Source organism: Ketobacter sp. GenoA1 (assembly GCF_003671475.1).
In the GTDB taxonomy this organism is placed as follows: Bacteria; Pseudomonadota; Gammaproteobacteria; order Pseudomonadales; family Ketobacteraceae; genus Ketobacter.
Genome location: NZ_RCHM01000030.1, coordinates 19747 through 34731 on the forward strand (window position 1 = coordinate 19747; position 14985 = coordinate 34731).

14 protein-coding genes are annotated in these 14985 nt (G+C 55.3%); 7 read left to right on the forward strand and 7 right to left on the reverse strand.

Annotated elements, in window-relative coordinates; all coding sequences use genetic code 11:
• The first annotated feature begins 225 nt into the window (after positions 1-225).
• Genes D9N13_RS12160 through D9N13_RS12170 form a run of 3 tightly spaced genes read left to right on the forward strand, consistent with a single transcriptional unit; the run spans position 226 to position 3437 of the window.
• On the forward strand, positions 226-1083 hold the full coding sequence (locus D9N13_RS12160) for a metal-dependent hydrolase (protein WP_290590147.1): 858 nt from the start codon (positions 226-228) through the stop codon (positions 1081-1083).
• A gap of 12 nt (positions 1084-1095) precedes the next feature.
• On the forward strand, positions 1096-1932 hold the full coding sequence (locus tag D9N13_RS12165; RefSeq protein WP_290590154.1) for an SDR family NAD(P)-dependent oxidoreductase: 837 nt from the start codon (positions 1096-1098) through the stop codon (positions 1930-1932).
• 20 nt (positions 1933-1952) lie between these two features.
• The gene (locus D9N13_RS12170) at positions 1953-3437 is read left to right on the forward strand and encodes a flavin-containing monooxygenase (RefSeq protein ID WP_290590156.1); all 1485 of its coding nucleotides are present in this window, start codon (positions 1953-1955) and stop codon (positions 3435-3437) included.
• A gap of 93 nt (positions 3438-3530) precedes the next feature.
• Here the strand turns inward: D9N13_RS12170 and D9N13_RS12175 are convergent, their stop codons facing one another.
• Positions 3531-3923: a hypothetical protein gene (locus D9N13_RS12175; protein ID WP_290590164.1), complete on the reverse strand. Its 393-nt coding sequence runs from the start codon at positions 3921-3923 to the stop codon at positions 3531-3533.
• Positions 3924-4013: 90 nt separating this feature from the next.
• Here D9N13_RS12175 and D9N13_RS12180 point away from each other — a divergent pair, with 90 nt between their 5' ends.
• Together D9N13_RS12180 and D9N13_RS12185 are read left to right on the forward strand one after the other, a co-directional pair.
• Positions 4014-6080: a transporter substrate-binding domain-containing protein gene (locus tag D9N13_RS12180; RefSeq protein WP_290590167.1), complete on the forward strand. Its 2067-nt coding sequence runs from the start codon at positions 4014-4016 to the stop codon at positions 6078-6080.
• A 53-nt stretch (positions 6081-6133) separates the two neighbouring features.
• The gene (locus D9N13_RS12185) at positions 6134-7162 is read left to right on the forward strand and encodes an alpha/beta fold hydrolase (protein WP_290590170.1); all 1029 of its coding nucleotides are present in this window, start codon (positions 6134-6136) and stop codon (positions 7160-7162) included.
• A 29-nt stretch (positions 7163-7191) separates the two neighbouring features.
• Here the strand turns inward: D9N13_RS12185 and D9N13_RS12190 are convergent, their stop codons facing one another.
• The 3 genes from D9N13_RS12190 to D9N13_RS12200 all read right to left on the reverse strand — a co-directional run bounded on the left by D9N13_RS12190 (position 7192) and on the right by D9N13_RS12200 (position 9915).
• Positions 7192-8562 carry a hypothetical protein gene (locus tag D9N13_RS12190; protein WP_290590173.1) on the reverse strand — a complete coding sequence of 457 codons (1371 nt, stop codon included), beginning with the start codon at positions 8560-8562 and terminating at the stop codon, positions 7192-7194.
• Between the two features lie 187 nt (positions 8563-8749).
• On the reverse strand, positions 8750-9334 hold the full coding sequence (locus D9N13_RS12195; RefSeq protein ID WP_290590185.1) for a cytochrome P460 family protein: 585 nt from the start codon (positions 9332-9334) through the stop codon (positions 8750-8752).
• Positions 9335-9369: 35 nt separating this feature from the next.
• Complete coding sequence (locus D9N13_RS12200; protein WP_290590188.1) at positions 9370-9915, reverse strand: carboxymuconolactone decarboxylase family protein; 546 nt, start codon at positions 9913-9915, stop codon at positions 9370-9372.
• Between the two features lie 129 nt (positions 9916-10044).
• On the opposite strand from D9N13_RS12200, the gene D9N13_RS12205 reads away from it, so the two are divergent.
• Positions 10045-10866, forward strand: coding sequence for an AraC family transcriptional regulator (locus D9N13_RS12205; RefSeq protein ID WP_290590191.1), 822 nt, complete (start codon positions 10045-10047; stop codon positions 10864-10866).
• 53 nt (positions 10867-10919) lie between these two features.
• Here D9N13_RS12205 and D9N13_RS12210 read toward each other — a convergent pair whose 3' ends face one another.
• Entirely contained in the window at positions 10920-12545 is a 1626-nt protein-coding gene (locus tag D9N13_RS12210) for a methyl-accepting chemotaxis protein (RefSeq protein ID WP_290590194.1), read from the reverse strand.
• Between the two features lie 188 nt (positions 12546-12733).
• Between D9N13_RS12210 and D9N13_RS12215 the strand changes: the two genes are divergently transcribed.
• On the forward strand, positions 12734-13111 hold the full coding sequence (locus D9N13_RS12215) for a hypothetical protein (RefSeq protein ID WP_290590197.1): 378 nt from the start codon (positions 12734-12736) through the stop codon (positions 13109-13111).
• On the opposite strand, the gene D9N13_RS12220 is transcribed toward D9N13_RS12215, so the two are convergent.
• Positions 13108-14280, reverse strand: coding sequence for an alpha/beta fold hydrolase (locus D9N13_RS12220; protein ID WP_290590200.1), 1173 nt, complete (start codon positions 14278-14280; stop codon positions 13108-13110). The genes D9N13_RS12215 and D9N13_RS12220 overlap by 4 nt on opposite strands.
• On the reverse strand, positions 14280-14924 hold the full coding sequence (locus D9N13_RS12225; protein ID WP_290590203.1) for a VOC family protein: 645 nt from the start codon (positions 14922-14924) through the stop codon (positions 14280-14282). The genes D9N13_RS12220 and D9N13_RS12225 overlap by 1 nt, the downstream gene beginning before the upstream one ends.
• Positions 14925-14985 lie beyond the last annotated feature (61 nt).

A 14985-nucleotide genomic window follows, 5' to 3' on the forward strand; every position in this document is an offset into this window, starting at 1 on the left:
CGCTGCTGCTTTAGTACCCACCCCCCGGCCAAAACCGAAATCAGATCCGACTATGGGGTACCCCCTGTGAACCCCCAACCCAGCTGCACGCCCATTCGGCAAGGGCTGCCGACCACTCCCATGACCCGAATTGAACCCGAACATTTGATCGGATTAGCATGCCATCCACTAATGAGACATTTATAAGGGTATACACTATGACGGCAGCGATACCCGGTCCGGCACATGGATTTTCAGTTTGATGCCCGGGAATTGGACGATCAGTTCTACCTCAAGACAGAATTTGCCACCGCGTTCTTTGAAGCCCTGTCGATCTTTTTAACCTTCGGCGAAGACCTGGTGATCGATACCGCCCGCTACCATCGCCAGTTTCTGACCGATCCACAACTCAAGCAGCGGGTTACCACCCTGATCGCGCAGGAAGCCATCCATTCAAGAATGCACAACCAGTTCAATGACGAACTGGCCAAGCACCGCTTCCCGGTGCCCCTGTATCGGTTTCTGGCCGACAAGGTCTTTAAGTACGGCTTCAAGCAACTTCCCCACCGCATGCAGTTGTCGCTGATGGCGGGCATCGAGCATTTCACAGCGGTGTTGTCGGAATACATGATGAAGCACGAACAGGTGTTTTACAGTACCGAGGATGAGAAGCAACGGGCTCTGTGGATGTGGCACATGCTGGAAGAATCAGAGCACAAAGACATTGCCTATGATGTCTTCCAAACCTTATCCGGCAGCTATCCCCTGCGGGTCGCCGGATTTGCACTGGCGGCCTTCACCATTTTGGTACTGGTGCCGTTGGGGGGATCGGTGATTCCACTGTTGCGCAAACCAACCCTGGCATTGCACCCGCGCTACTGGAAAGACGTGGCATACAGCTTAACCTTATTGGCCGGCCCGAAAGATGGGGTTTTCGGCAGCACAATGGGGCACATTCTGGACTACCTGCGGCCGGACTTTCACCCCAGCGACCACGATACAACCGAGTATCTGGAATACTACAAAGAAAAACTGCTGCATCCGGAAACCGGTTTGCTCACACCTTATCTGGTGCGGGAATTTGTTCCCGCCCTGCGTGCCTGAAAGGAATAATCCATGGTCAACATTTTCAATTCTCGCGCCAAGCGATCCAGCCACTACGCCTACGCGGTTGTCACCGGCGCCGCCAGTGGCATCGGCCGAAGTTTCGCCCTGGAACTGGCAAAACGCGGCAGCGCCGTGGTGTGTGCGGACATGAATCTGCCCGCTGCCGAAGAAACCGCCGCACAGATAATAGAAAGCGGCGGCAACGCCTACCCCGTGCACTGCGATGTGGGTGAGGCGACACAGGTGGAGCAACTGGCGCATCAGTCTGAAAGTTTACTGGGCCACCCGGTTACACTGGTGATCAACAATGCGGGCGTGGGTCTGGGCGGCAAATTTGATGAGTTGACCCTGGAAGACTGGAAGTGGTGCATGGACGTGAACCTGTGGGGTGTCATTCACGGTTGTCATTACTTTGTCCCCGGTTTCAAGCAGCAAGGTGGCGGTGCCATCATTAATGTCGCCTCCGCCGCATCCTTCACCGCTGCACCGGAAATGAGCGCCTACAACGTGACGAAAGCCGGTGTGCGTGCGCTGTCGGAAACACTCTATGCCGAACTCAGGAAAGACAACATCCGGGTCAACGTACTGTGCCCAACCCTGGTGCCCACCAACATCATTAAGGATGGCCGAATTCCCGCTCGCTATTCCAAACTGGCGGACAATATGCTGATGAACTACGCCATGACCACCAGTGATGCCGTTGCCAAACTCACCCTGAACCGGCTCGACAAGGGCGAGCTTTACACCACACCGCAGGTGGACGCCAAGCTGTTTTGGCTGATGAAGCGGGCCGCGCCGAATCTGTACGCGGATATGCTGGGCCTGTCTTACAAATTCATCGGCTAATCAACGGGAACCATTGATCAATGACAACACCTATCTATGATACCTATATCGTCGGTACCGGCCTTTCCGGACTGGCGGCGGCCATCAAACTGAAAGAGCAGGGCCTGGACCATTTCAAGATCATCGAGAAAGCGGATCGTGTGGGCGGCACCTGGCGTGAAAACACCTATCCCGGTTGCGGGTGCGACGTTCCGTCCGCCCTGTATTCCTATTCATTCGCACCCAGCAGCCGCTGGAGCCGGTTGTTTGCCGCGCAGCCGGAAATCTTAAGCTACCTGGAACAGGTAAGCCGTGATTACGGTATTGAACCACTGATCACCTTCAACACAGAACTGAAAAACGCCCGCTGGGACGAACGACGCCATCTATGGTTGCTGGACACCAGCCAAGGGCAGGACCTGGCCCGTACCGTGATCTTTGCCACGGGCCCCATCACGGAACCGCAGACACCGTCACTGCCGGGGCTGGAAAGTTTTAAAGGCGAGATGTTCCACTCCGCTCAATGGAACCATGATTACGATCTCACCGGCAAACGGGTTGCCGTCATCGGCACCGGGGCCTCGGCGATTCAGTTCGTGCCCCAGATTCAACCGAAGGTTCAATCCCTGTTCGTGTTTCAGCGCACCGCCCCCTGGGTGTTACCGAAACCGGATATGCCGCTGGGCACAGCCGGCAAACTGTTGCTGGAGAAAGTTCCGGCAATCCAGCACGCCTGGCGCGAAACGGTGGCATCCTCATTGAACGTCATCAACCTGGGATTGCGACATCCCAGCGCCCTCAAACCGGTGAGCCAGGCGGCAAAACAATTATTGAAATTACAGGTAAAAGACAAGGCGCTTCGAAAGGCCGTGACCCCCAACTTTACCCTGGGTTGCAAACGTATCCTGTTTGCCAACAACTACTATCCAGCCTTGCAGGCCGACAACACCACCCTGATTCCCCACGGCTTGGTACGCGTGGAGGGCAACACCGTGATCGCTGCCAACGGTGAGCGACACGAAGTGGATGTGATTATCTGGGGCACCGGCTTCGACGTTTCACATCCACCCATTGGCCAAAGGGTGGTGAATGCCAACGGGGTGCGGCTGTCCGATTTGTGGAAAGACAGTTCACCGGAAGCCTATCTGGGAACGGCGCTGGCCGACACACCCAACGCGTTTCTGGTTCTGGGGCCCAACGTACTGGTCTACGATTCCTTTTTCCGCCTGTCGGAAGCACAGCTTGGCTACATTGTGGATGGCCTGAAAAAGATGAAGCAAAAAGGCATCAGTAAACTTGCTGTTAAGGCTGAAGTACTGCGCTCCCACAATGAACTCGTGCAAAAGCACATAAAAGGTACCGTGTTCAACAGTGGCGGTTGCAAGAGCTACTACCTGGATCAGAACGGGCGTAATTTTGCTGCCTGGCCCTGGTCACTGGCGCGGCTGCAAAAAGCCCTTGGCCATTTCAGGTTGGGTGATTACGATGTTGTATTCAGCCCCCAGGCGCAACGCAAGGCTGCATGACGGATACAATGCGCTCCCACTGCACAAATTGCATGGGAGTCATTTTGCAGGACATTTTATTTAGAGTGGATCGACCACACTTCAGATAAGGTGTTACGCTCGGATACGAAAGAAAAGGTAAGGGGCGAGCGCTGTCCAGATCAGTATCAGGATCCAGACCCGCCCCTGAATAATATTGTAGTCGTGCAACAACGTCTGCCAGGCATGCCCCATCACATAGTGTCCAAAACCGAACTCAAACAACAGAGTCAGCAACAGCCAAACACCTCCCACAACCAACGCCATGGCAGCAGAAGGCAGTTGCCAAAGTCCGGTTAAAATCCAGATATAAAAACCGAATAACACAATCCCCAACAGTGTCGACAGTTGATGGGCGGATAACTCTGTGAGGTAGGGGCCATAGCCTTTTTCCCGCAAGGTACCGTTCATAATCGCCAACACCACCAGGCCAAACCAGGCGGCAACGTAGATCAGAATTGTCTTCATATTCACTCCCATTCCGTGCGGTTATTTGTGTGTTGCTGCCATGAGTGGCAACATGGGTGTATTGCTGTGCTTGAATGAACAGGGGATCACATGGGTTTAGCTTCACATCATGTCCGGTGGGCATTGTTCGCCTGCTGTTGGCTGGGCTTAGCCCTCATCACCGGGCAGGTTCACGCTCGGGATTTTAACACCATTCAACAACAGGGTACGTTAAGAGTTCTGTACTGGACCGGCTTTGAAAGTTACTTGCCGCGGGCCGGCTTCCCGCTGGAACAGGAAAAGGCGGCTGTCTCCCGCTTCGCGGAAGCGCATAAACTGCAGGTTGAATTCATCGCCATTGAGAACTTTGACGGCCTGATACCCGCACTGGCAGCGGATCAGGGGGATCTGATTGCCACCAACCTGACGGTGACCCGGGAGCGTTCCCTGGCCGCTGATTTTACCCATCCGTTAGCCTATACCATGGAATTTCTGGTTGCCCGCAAAGGCAGCGCGCCGGCGCAGGTTGCACAGCTCAACCAGTATGAACTGGCGGTGCCCAAAGGTACCTCCTTTGTCAACACCGCGCAGGGTTTGCAGAAGGCTTATCCGGGAATGACCCTGCGCTACCTGCCATCTGACCTCTCCACCGATCAGGTTCTGGATAAGCTGGTGGCCGGTGAGATTCAACTCACCATTCTGGATGGCAATACACTCAGCGCAGTACAGAAATACCGTAATGATGTCACGCGCAGCTTTCAGGCCAGCGGCCGGCGTTCCATCGCCTGGGCGGTGAGCAAAGGCAACCAGAGCCTATTGAAGCAACTCAACGGGTTTCTGGTCAGCGAGAATCTGGCGGCCAATAGCAAGCCCAAGATAAAACCCAAAAATCGCTGGCAAAAGATCAAGCAGGAGAAAGTAATCCGCTTTGTGATGCGCAACAATATGGCATCCTACTTTATCTGGCGGGGGGAGCTACATGGCTTTAACTATGAAATGGCCCGCCATTTTGCCAAACAGCATAACGTTCGCTATCAGATCATTGTGGCGCCGGATCATAAAAGCATGCTCGACTATCTGGTGGACGACAAAGCAGACATCGCCCTGGGCTTTCTCACCCCCACTGCCCAGCGTAAAGCCATGGGCATTGCCTTTTCACGGCCTTATCACTATGCCTCGGAGCTGGTGGTGGCCCGCGCCGACGAACCCGGTATCGACCAGGTGACGGCACTCAAGGGCCGCGAGATCTATGTGCGCCCCTCCAGCTCATACTGGTCTACAGTGAGTGCCCTGCAAAAGCAGGTGCCGGGGATAAAGTTGATGGCAGTGGCCGAGACACTGGAAACCGAAGAACTGATCGACGGAGTGGCCGAGAACCGCTACGACCTGACCATTGCCGACAGTCATATTCTGGATCTGGAACTGACCTGGCGTGACGACGTGCAGTCCATCATGGCGCTGGGCGACCCCAAGGAACAGGCGTGGGCGGTCAACGCCCGGCACGGCGAGTTACTGAAGGTGGTGAATGCCTATATCGGCAAGCAGTACCGCGGCCTGCACTACAACGTCACCTACAAAAAGTACTTCAAGAATGAGCACCGCCTGCTAAAGGTGCGCAAGGATTACGAAGCGCTGAAACAGGATGGCCGCCTCTCCCCTTACGATGACCTGGTCAAAGAGCATGCCCAGAAATACAACTTTGACTGGCGCCTGCTGGTTTCCCAGATGTACCAGGAAAGCCGGTTTGATCCCCAGGCCGAATCCTGGGCCGGGGCACAGGGCCTGTTTCAGGTAATGCCGAAGACCGCCAGGGAGCTGGGGGTGGAGAATCTGGAAGTGCCGGAGAACGGCATTCGCGCCGGTGTTGCCTATCTGGATTGGGTACGGGACAGAGCAAAATACATGAACCCGAAGAACGACGAGGAGCTAATGTGGTTTGCACTGGCCTCCTATAATGCCGGCGCCGGCCATGTGCGGGATGCGGTAAGGCTGGCCAAGCAAAAAGGCTGGCACAGTGATGTCTGGTTCGATAATGTTGAGCAGGCCATGCTTTTACTGTCAAAACGGGAATATGCCCGCAAGGCACGGTATGGCTACGTAAGAGGCGAGGAGCCCGTCAAATATCTGCGTAATATTCGCAAGCGTTATCGGGCGTATCAGGAAGTAACCGATCGCTGATCCTCGCGTTGCTTACTTTTTGTGGACACCACTGACTTTTCAAGGACAACCTTATGCCATGGATCATCCGGCTCATCGTATGCCCACTGCTGCTGATGTGCGCTTTCAATAGTATCGCCGAGCAGGTTCCCAGTAAGAGTGTTGAGCAGTGGCGCGCACAAGGTCACTACTTCGAACACAATCAGCAGCGGATCTTCTATCGGGATTCACAGACTGAACTCACATCAGCCCAGCACAAACCCGCCATCGTATTTCTGCATGGCTTTCCTACATCATCCTGGGATTGGCACAAGCTCTGGGCGTTGCTCAAAGATGACTACCGGTTGATTACTCTGGATTTTCTGGGCTTCGGCTTTTCGGATAAACCCAAATCCGGCTATTCCATTGCGTATCAGGCCGATCTGGTGGAACAACTTCTTGGGCATCTCGGGGTAACAACAGCACATCTGTTGGTGCACGATTACGGCACCTACGTTTCCCAGGAACTCGTGGCGCGACAACAGCAGTGGACACCGGCCCAGCGCCCGTTTGTCATTCAATCCCTGGTGATGTTGAACGGGGTCGTCTATCCACAGAGTTTACAGTTGCGCCCCATTCAGAAAGCGCTCAACAGCCCCTTCGGTTGGCTCGTTTCACAGTTTGTTTCGTTCAACCGGTTCAGCAAGAACTTTTCCGCGGTGTTCGGCGCGGGCTCTCAGCCGGACCCAGCCGCGCTAAAGGATTATTGGTATCTGATCACGTTGAACGACGGACACCGTATAAGCCACAAGCTGATTCACTACTATGACGAAAGCCTGCAACATTCCACCCGCTGGGTAGGGGCGCTGAGTAAAACCGATGTGCCGGTAATGCTGATTACCGGGTTGGCCGATCCGGTAGCAGGGAAGCCCATGGTGGACAAATTTGCGGAACTCATGCCCCGGCAGCAGGTTCATGTTCTGGCCGAGATCGGACACTACCCTCATGTTGAAGATGAACAACAGGTAGCCGCTTATTACCGGGCGTTCCTGGAAAAACACACCACCAGGGTGGGGGCGCCACTGCACACCAGATCCGATTCTGAATTCAGTCACGCCCTGTGAATACCGTTTTAATCCGCACCATGAACCGGTTACGGGGCCTGCCAACGGGTCAGTTCATTCTTGGAATCATTCTCTGCATTACAATGTAGGGTCAGGGTAATGGCATCCCGGGGGCCCATAAACAGAGTATCGTGATGGAAGCAGGTTCCCGCTGAATACGTTTCCGGCTCATAGCAGGTGGCAACAAAATAGTCCCAGGGTTCGGTACACAACGTAATCTGGCCAAAGGTACGGTAAGGGGTAGGTCGGGCATCCAGCAGAATACGGCCATCCCGGTCGTAAAGGCGCGTGGTGACCCGGTTTAAGGTACTGCCGGCAACACTGCCGTTGGCCAGTATGGAGCCTTCGATCTCCTCGATCGACAACCCAATGCCAATGGGCCCGCTCAGGTCATCTTCCGCGGATAAACCAAGGCTGCCATCCTCCTGTACCACCACTTTATCCAGCCCGCCCGGGATGGTGGTGTTAAAACAGTTTTGCAGCGCAATGTTGTAATCATAGCGGCAGAATTCCCAACTCTGATTGGAATTAAGCTGAAACCTGGCAATGTAGAATTCGTTCTCACCATAGAAGACTGTACCTCTCTCAAACAGTTCGGCGCCCGTCTGGCGAGATCCATCCGCATAAAAGAATTCGTACTCCCGATTGGTCACCGGTGCGGACACATATCCTGCTACAAATCCGTTGAACACTGCGCGAACCTTCACCTTTTCCGGTAACCGATAGTCCGCCACCGGATTCAATTCAGAATCCAGGAACAACATAAACCCTCTCTGTTGGCCGGTGTCATCGGCGTCGCTAACACTCCCGGTCATCAGATAGCCACTGTTTTCGCGCAGCACGTAAGTATCGATACCATAGTATGATTCATTGATCCGATAGTAAGAGAGCTCACCCGTAGCCGTTATCCTGCCCAGATATTTCTGGTAGCGCTGAATTTCATCATAGCCGTTGATGCTGATCACAACGCCGTCGGGCTTGCTGCTGATGACATTAACCGTGGGCTCGGGCAAGTCGGGTGGCAGCGCATCGGTGGTGGCGGGGCTCACGCTTTGCTGGTTCAGGTCAATCCGGGTAAGCCCCGTCACTTCTGCCTGGCTGTCCTGGGCGTAAACAATGCCACCACCAGCCTGATACAGGCCAACCCGCGCGGTAACTCCCTCCAGTATCCAGGTATCCTGAACCGTGCCCTCCACATCGTACCGGGTGAATGTCAGTGGCTGGTCGTCACGAATATGGGTTGCAAGATAGAACGTATCCACCACCGTACCCGGAACCAGCTGTGAGTATCGAGTGGCACTGTCGGCCTCTTCTATCCACAGCGGCATCAGCACTGCGCCGCAGGCACCCAGTGCAATCAGAATCGCACTCATCAAAACTGGCGTTGAACGGTTCATCATGGTTGCTTCCTTGTCATTGTATGATTGCCTTCCCCGCTATTTTTGGCCGAAGACAGCAGTACAACAATGACCGAGCATTCCAGTTTTTTGACTTTACATGCCCGAGTGACAAGGTGGACCATACCGGTACGCACAAAGCGGACACTCCAGCAGGATATGTCCACTTTGTGCCGTGATCAACGAGACGTCAGTGCAGAACCGGATAGTACGCCTTGAACACCATGTCCTTACCAGCGTTGCTGGCATGACAACCGGCGCAGCTTTCAGCCGGCGCAGCCTTGGCGGAGGGCATATAAGGGGGGGCATGATGACCAAAGTTGAAAAATCCCCAGCCGTTTTCCGAAGCGTAACGCCGGCTGTCTTTCACCATCACATCCATGCCTTGAAATTCGCCGCCGAAGTATCCACGGCCCGATGGCGCCAACTTGGAACCGTCGGGATAATCCCCTTTCTGTAGCAGCACCAGCTCCTTCACAATCACTGTGCCATCGGGAAACACGCCGGTTTGCTGATACACCTCAAAGGCGTCCGGGTTCACGTACACGTGGTGAAACTCCGGGAACCCGGCTTTTCCATTGTTCAAGCCGTGCGGTGTCAACGGTGCACCGATGAATACCCACTGCCGGTAACCTTGCGGCAACAGCAGACTCCCTTTTTTATTGAACACTGCCGCGCCAATGTTCTCCGGCGGCTGCGCTGCCGCCTGCATGCTGGCACCAACTCCGGCGGCCATCGCACAGGCCAGTACCCCGGCCCTGATTAACGTTTTCATCGCCTTTCTCCTTGTTACGCGTGCTTACAGTCGGCTCACGCCACCGCATCCAGTTTCAGCAGGGGAAAATCCACCTCGGTGCCCGCTACCCGGTTGACATAATTGGTGAGCGTATTCAGCGCCACCTGACCCACCACCTCCAGGATCAATCCGTCATCCAGCCCTTGCGCCCGGGCGGCGCTGAGATCCTCATCCGCAATGCCGCCGCGGGCTGCCGTGATGCGCAATGCCAGGCGTACGATTGCGGCGTCTGCCGCTTCAATGGCGATGCCATCACGGGCCCGGGCCACGTCCTCATCGCTGAGACCGGCGCCTTTACCCAGCGCGGCATGGGCACTTAAACAGTATTCGCAATGGTTTTCCTGTGCCACGGCGATGGCGATCATCTCCCGTTGGCGTGCGTTCAAACACCCCTGGCTCAGGGATTCCGATAACTGCAGATAACCGGTCAGCACCGCAGGGGCATGGGCCAGGGTGGTGAACATGTTGGGCAATACACCCAGTTTTGCCTGCACCGCTTTCAGGGTGGCGGCGGTTTTGGCGTCGGCGTTGTCCAGAAGGACAGGTTGAATACGCGTCATGATGTGGCTCCTTGGTTAAAGATAGTTCAGTACATTCCGTGAATGCAGAGCCATATTGACAGCCAATTGAATACTTGTGGTATCTTATGGTCTATATTTCCATACTTATCGTATTATCCAGGATTCAAAATGGAAGACAGACTGGTTGAGCTGCTGAAACGCTTTGAACTCCATGCCCGTGTGTTTCAGGCGGGTCCGCTCTGCAACACCACTGAGTTCTATGAGGGGGATAACCTGGGCTACATCCATGTAGTGAAGCGCGGCGCCATGCGCGTGGAATCACCCCAGCATCCTACCCTGCTGATCGATGAACCCAGCGTCTTCTTCTATATGAATCCCACCCGCCATCGGCTGCTGCCCATGGACGATTCCGTTGCCACCGTCTGCGCCTCGCTGGAGTTTGGTGCCGGGCTGGGTAATCCACTGACCCGGGCCCTGCCGGAGATCATGATGATCCGCTTACGGGATATGCCCAGCCTGGACCAGGCCCTGCAGCTGTTGTTTCTGGAGGCAGCCGAAACCCATTGCGGGCGCCAGGCCGTACTCGACCGGCTGATGGAGGTGGTGTTTATTCAGGTGTTGCGGGATGCCATGGATCAGCAGCGGCTGCAGGTGGGCTTATTGGCGGGGTTGGCGGACGAACGCCTGGCAAAAGCCATCAATGCCATTCACACGGCGCCGGCCGAGCCGTGGACGCTGGAGCAACTGGCGCAACAATCCGGTATGTCACGGGCACGGTTTGCCACCCACTTTCATGATGTGGTGGGCATGACACCCGGCAATTACCTGACCCAGTGGCGACTGGCCGTTGCCCAATCACTGTTACGTCAGGGCAAACCGGTGCAGTGGGTGTCGGACATGGTGGGCTATGGCAGTGCCAGTGCCCTGTCGCGGGCGTTTCGGTCACAGGTGGGCATGTCGCCAACGCAATGGCTGGACCATTTCAGCTGATGAGCCTTCCCTTCCTACAACCAACCTAGCTACCAACGTTCCGGCAACCAGCGTCATGCCAGCTTGAATTTGGCTTCCAGTTGTTTGAGTTCCGCCACCAGCTGGCTCAAATTAGTGCTGTTCTGACTGGCCTGGGTCAGGGCCGTTGCCACTGAATCCGTTCCCGTACGGATGTTCTGGATGTTGTGGTTGATTTCAGAAGACACCGCGCTTTGTTCTTCCACCGCCGCTGAAATCTGAATGTTCATATTATTGATTTCGTTGATTTTGGCCACCGTATCATCCAGGATCTGCTCGGCCGATTCCGCCTGCGCCACGCTTCTTTCAGACAGTTCCTTGCTGGCCGACATGGCGGCAACCGCATCGGACGAGCCCTGTTGCAAACGCTCGATCATGCGGTGAATCTCATCGGTGGATTGCTGGGTTCGGTTTGCCAGGGTGCGCACTTCATCTGCCACCACCGCAAATCCACGACCCTGCTCACCTGCCCGTGCCGCTTCGATGGCGGCATTCAGGGCCAATAGATTGGTTTGTTCGGCAATCCCTTTAATGACATCAATGACCGAGCCGATGCTTTCCGTTTCATTCTTCAGGCCGTTGATAACGCTGCTTGTATTGTTGATTTCATTGGCCAGCTGATGAATCAGCCCCTTGGTATTGATCACGGCATCTTTGCTCTCCATCGCCTGGGTATCGGCCAAGCCAACCGCCTGGGCGGCAACCGCTGCGTTGCGCGCCACCTCTTCAACACTGGCCGCCATCTGATTCATGGCGGTGGAGACCATCTCCGTTTCCGCCAACTGAGTGTCCACCGTTGCAAGTGCATCCTGGGCGGCGCTGGACACCTCCAGTGCGGACTGATCTATGGTTTTAATATGCTGTGCCAGTTGCAGGATGGTATTCTGCAAATCCGCCACAAAACGGTTGAAGGAGTTGGCCAGCGCGGACAGTTCATCATCACTCTTCACCGGCAGGCGTTGGGTCAGATCGCCGTCCACGTCCGAGATCACGTGCATGGCATGGGCTGATGTTTCGATGGGCCTAAGCACATACCAACGTCCACCCAATGCAATAAACCCGATCACCACCACAGCAAGCACCGTCACCAGGGACAGCAACAGCAGCATGGTGGACATGGTTTCAGCGGCAAAACTGCGCTGACTTTCAACCTGAGAATCACCCAGTTCTTCCAGCGCTTCCACGGTTTCAAGCAGCCTTTCAACCGCTACGATGTAGTCCTTTTTGCTCTGATGGAGTTTATCCGCGCTGACTCTGCCCGCCAAAACCGCGCTGTGTACTTTCAACAGCGTATCTTGCGCGCTCTGGTATTGTTCTTTATGGCGCTGGAATTCGGCAAGATCCTTATCATCGATAAGGCCGGAAGCGGTCATGCGCGCGAACGCTTCCTCGGTGAATGCGCGAGCCTCATCCACTATCCCCAGCACGGTCTGGCGTTCGGCCTGGCTCTCGGTCTCCAGCAATGCAAATACTTCGATCATCTGCCGCTGGATACCGATACTGCCCTCCATGGCGCCGTCAGCGGCGTCCCAGGCCTGGGTAATCACAAAATCCAGAATTGAACTGAGCCGATTCGTACCATAGAAACCCACTGCGCACGCCAACACGACCACACTGAAGAGCACCACCAACCCGGCATACATTTTCGACTTGATATTCATAAAGCTACGGCCCGCATTGATTCCCAAATATAGTTAGCTTAGATATTGAGTATAGTCAGCCCGGGTGGGATCTCAACGAATTGGACGACCGTACCGGTTATAAGGTGGCTTGAAGATTACCTGACAGGTAATTGCGGCTTTTGTTGCGGGCCGTATGCTTCCCATAAAACGGCGGAGCAAACACAGGTATGAAGATGGTTTCGGCAATTCTCATTGGCGTGGGGATCGTGCATTTGATTGCGCTAAAAGCGGTACTGGGCGGTGATTGGATTACGGGGTTGTACGGTGTGGACCCCCTGGACAGCAATCTGGAATTGCTGATCCGGCATCGGGCGGTGCTGTTCGGATTGCTGGGTACTTTGCTGGTAATCAGTGCATTCCAGCCTAAGTTGCAGATTGCGGCCATCGCTGCCGGGCTCATCAGCACATTCAGTTTCATTGCGCTTTCATGGCAAACGGGCCAACCCAATGAACTCATCAGTAAAGTAATACTGGTGGACTGGGTGGCCGTTGTGTTGCTGGTGGTGGCAGGCGCCATTCGCTTAACGCTCCCGCAGACCGGTTAATCCGCCATGAACCCCTTCTTCATCAACCACTCCACACATCGTCCGGTGGCCTCATCCAGTTTATCCTTCTGCCCAAAATAATAGTGATTGGCCCCTTTGACTTCGTACAACTCCTTATCATCGTGCCCCACGGCTTCATACAGGCGATGGGTGTGGCTGGGCGTACAGGCATCATCCGCCGTGTTGCCGATCACCAGCGTGGGCACGCTGATCTGCGCGGCGCAGGTGAGCCCGTTGGCATTGGAATCATCATAACTCCACTGTGACAGCCAGCCCCGCAGAGTACAGAATCGCGCTAACCCTACGGGGCCGTTGTTCACCACTTTCGGATCACCCAGATAGCACCAACCGGGAGCACGATCGTTGGGATCGATGGTGGGGTCCAGCCAGCGGGGATCGGCCATGGTCCCATGAACCACAAACGCAAACTCTTCGCTGGTGAGGCCATCCCTGCGGAAATCCTCCAGCTTCTGTTTGACCCAAGCGGTGATTTTGCGGTTGCGGGCGATCTGGACGGCGCGGTACTTATTTACAAAATCAGCGGAGTAGGGTGGCTGGTTGCGGTTGTTGGGATCGTACAGGTCCAGCTCGGGATCACGCCGGCTTGGATCGTTTTCATCCAGGATGGAGGCATCCATCCACTCGGTCATGGTGCCGGCGCGGCTGATGTGGGCGGCCAGCAACATCATGCCATCGGCCGGGATCAGGTTGGCACCCACCAGGTCCAAAGGATCACCGGCCGGCGTTTCAGTGATGGTGGGGTGTTCTGCCTGGGCCTGATAAAACAGCGACAGGGAACCACCACCGCTCCATCCCGCCAACACCACTTTTTTGTAGCCTTTCTTTTCCTTGGCATCCCGCACGCAGGCGGCCATGTCCAGCACCACCTTTTCCATAATCAGGGCACTGTCGGTGCCGCGGTAACGGCTGTTGCAATAGATAACGTGGCAGCCTTTTTTCGCCAGGGCAGACACCATGGGCAGGTAGGCGCCACCGCCGATGGGGTGCATAAAGAGGATCACTGTGTCACTGGGTTTGTCTTTGGGTTTCAGCCAATAGGATTCCAGGGCCACCAGGTCGGCACTGCCACCATAGGTGTCCTTGAACTTGGATTGCTCAGCGAAGGCCAACAGATAGGGAATGCGATCGTATTCGTACTTGGTGGTCATTATTGTGCTCCCTCTTGCTTCACTTTCGAGAAGTCCGCTTTACTCATATCAATACCGCGCTGGTCCAGCATGTGGGCATCCAGGCGTTTGAGTTTGCCGGGGCGGGTGCGCTCGGTCCATGCTTTCAGCGTGGCGTGGGCCTTGGCACCGTCCTCCTCCAGGATGGCATCGTAGTTCGTGTCCTTCACGGTAAGCTCCACCTGCACACCATTGGGATCGTACATATAGATGGAGTGCACAAAGCCATGGTCAATGGGGCCGAAGCAGGGGCGGCCCATTGTGTTGATATGACGGCGCCAGGCTTTCAGCTGTTCCATGCTGTCCACTTCAAAGGCGATGTGCTGATCAAAGCCGTGGCGGGCAATGAACATTTTCTCTTCCACATCATCGGGCACATCAAAGAAGGCAATGAAGTTACCGTCGCCGGTCTGAAAGAACAGATGCATGTATTCCCGTTGCTTCGAGGCACCGGGTTCCTCATCAAAGATCATGGCGGCGGCCAGTTTAAAGCCCAGTACATCTTCATAGAACCAACGGGTCTGTTCCGCGTCGCGGCAACGGTAGGCGGTATGATGCATGTTGTGCACGGCCCGGCGAGCAATAGTGGGTTTGCTTGCGGGCTGGTTATCGGCTGGCTGGTTCATGGCTGGCTCCTGGTCCTTCTCTGTGCAGTGCTAAAGGGTGCTCGGTGATTTTTGGGTTGAC

What these genes read in the sequence shown, in the direction of transcription:
- D9N13_RS12165 (WP_290590154.1), top strand. Translation starts at nt 1,096, where the DNA reads ATGGTCAACATTTTCAATTCTCGCGCCAAGCGATCCAGCCACTACGCC.
- D9N13_RS12195 (WP_290590185.1), bottom strand. Translation starts at nt 9,334, where the DNA reads ATGAAAACGTTAATCAGGGCCGGGGTACTGGCCTGTGCGATGGCCGCC.
- D9N13_RS12220 (WP_290590200.1), bottom strand. Translation starts at nt 14,280, where the DNA reads ATGACCACCAAGTACGAATACGATCGCATTCCCTATCTGTTGGCCTTC.
- D9N13_RS12190 (WP_290590173.1), bottom strand. Translation starts at nt 8,562, where the DNA reads ATGATGAACCGTTCAACGCCAGTTTTGATGAGTGCGATTCTGATTGCA.
- D9N13_RS12185 (WP_290590170.1), top strand. Translation starts at nt 6,134, where the DNA reads ATGCCATGGATCATCCGGCTCATCGTATGCCCACTGCTGCTGATGTGC.
- D9N13_RS12210 (WP_290590194.1), bottom strand. Translation starts at nt 12,545, where the DNA reads ATGAATATCAAGTCGAAAATGTATGCCGGGTTGGTGGTGCTCTTCAGT.
- D9N13_RS12225 (WP_290590203.1), bottom strand. Translation starts at nt 14,924, where the DNA reads ATGAACCAGCCAGCCGATAACCAGCCCGCAAGCAAACCCACTATTGCT.
- D9N13_RS12170 (WP_290590156.1), top strand. Translation starts at nt 1,953, where the DNA reads ATGACAACACCTATCTATGATACCTATATCGTCGGTACCGGCCTTTCC.
- D9N13_RS12205 (WP_290590191.1), top strand. Translation starts at nt 10,045, where the DNA reads ATGGAAGACAGACTGGTTGAGCTGCTGAAACGCTTTGAACTCCATGCC.
- D9N13_RS12160 (WP_290590147.1), top strand. Translation starts at nt 226, where the DNA reads ATGGATTTTCAGTTTGATGCCCGGGAATTGGACGATCAGTTCTACCTC.
- D9N13_RS12180 (WP_290590167.1), top strand. Translation starts at nt 4,014, where the DNA reads ATGGGTTTAGCTTCACATCATGTCCGGTGGGCATTGTTCGCCTGCTGT.
- D9N13_RS12215 (WP_290590197.1), top strand. Translation starts at nt 12,734, where the DNA reads ATGAAGATGGTTTCGGCAATTCTCATTGGCGTGGGGATCGTGCATTTG.
- D9N13_RS12175 (WP_290590164.1), bottom strand. Translation starts at nt 3,923, where the DNA reads ATGAAGACAATTCTGATCTACGTTGCCGCCTGGTTTGGCCTGGTGGTG.
- D9N13_RS12200 (WP_290590188.1), bottom strand. Translation starts at nt 9,915, where the DNA reads ATGACGCGTATTCAACCTGTCCTTCTGGACAACGCCGACGCCAAAACC.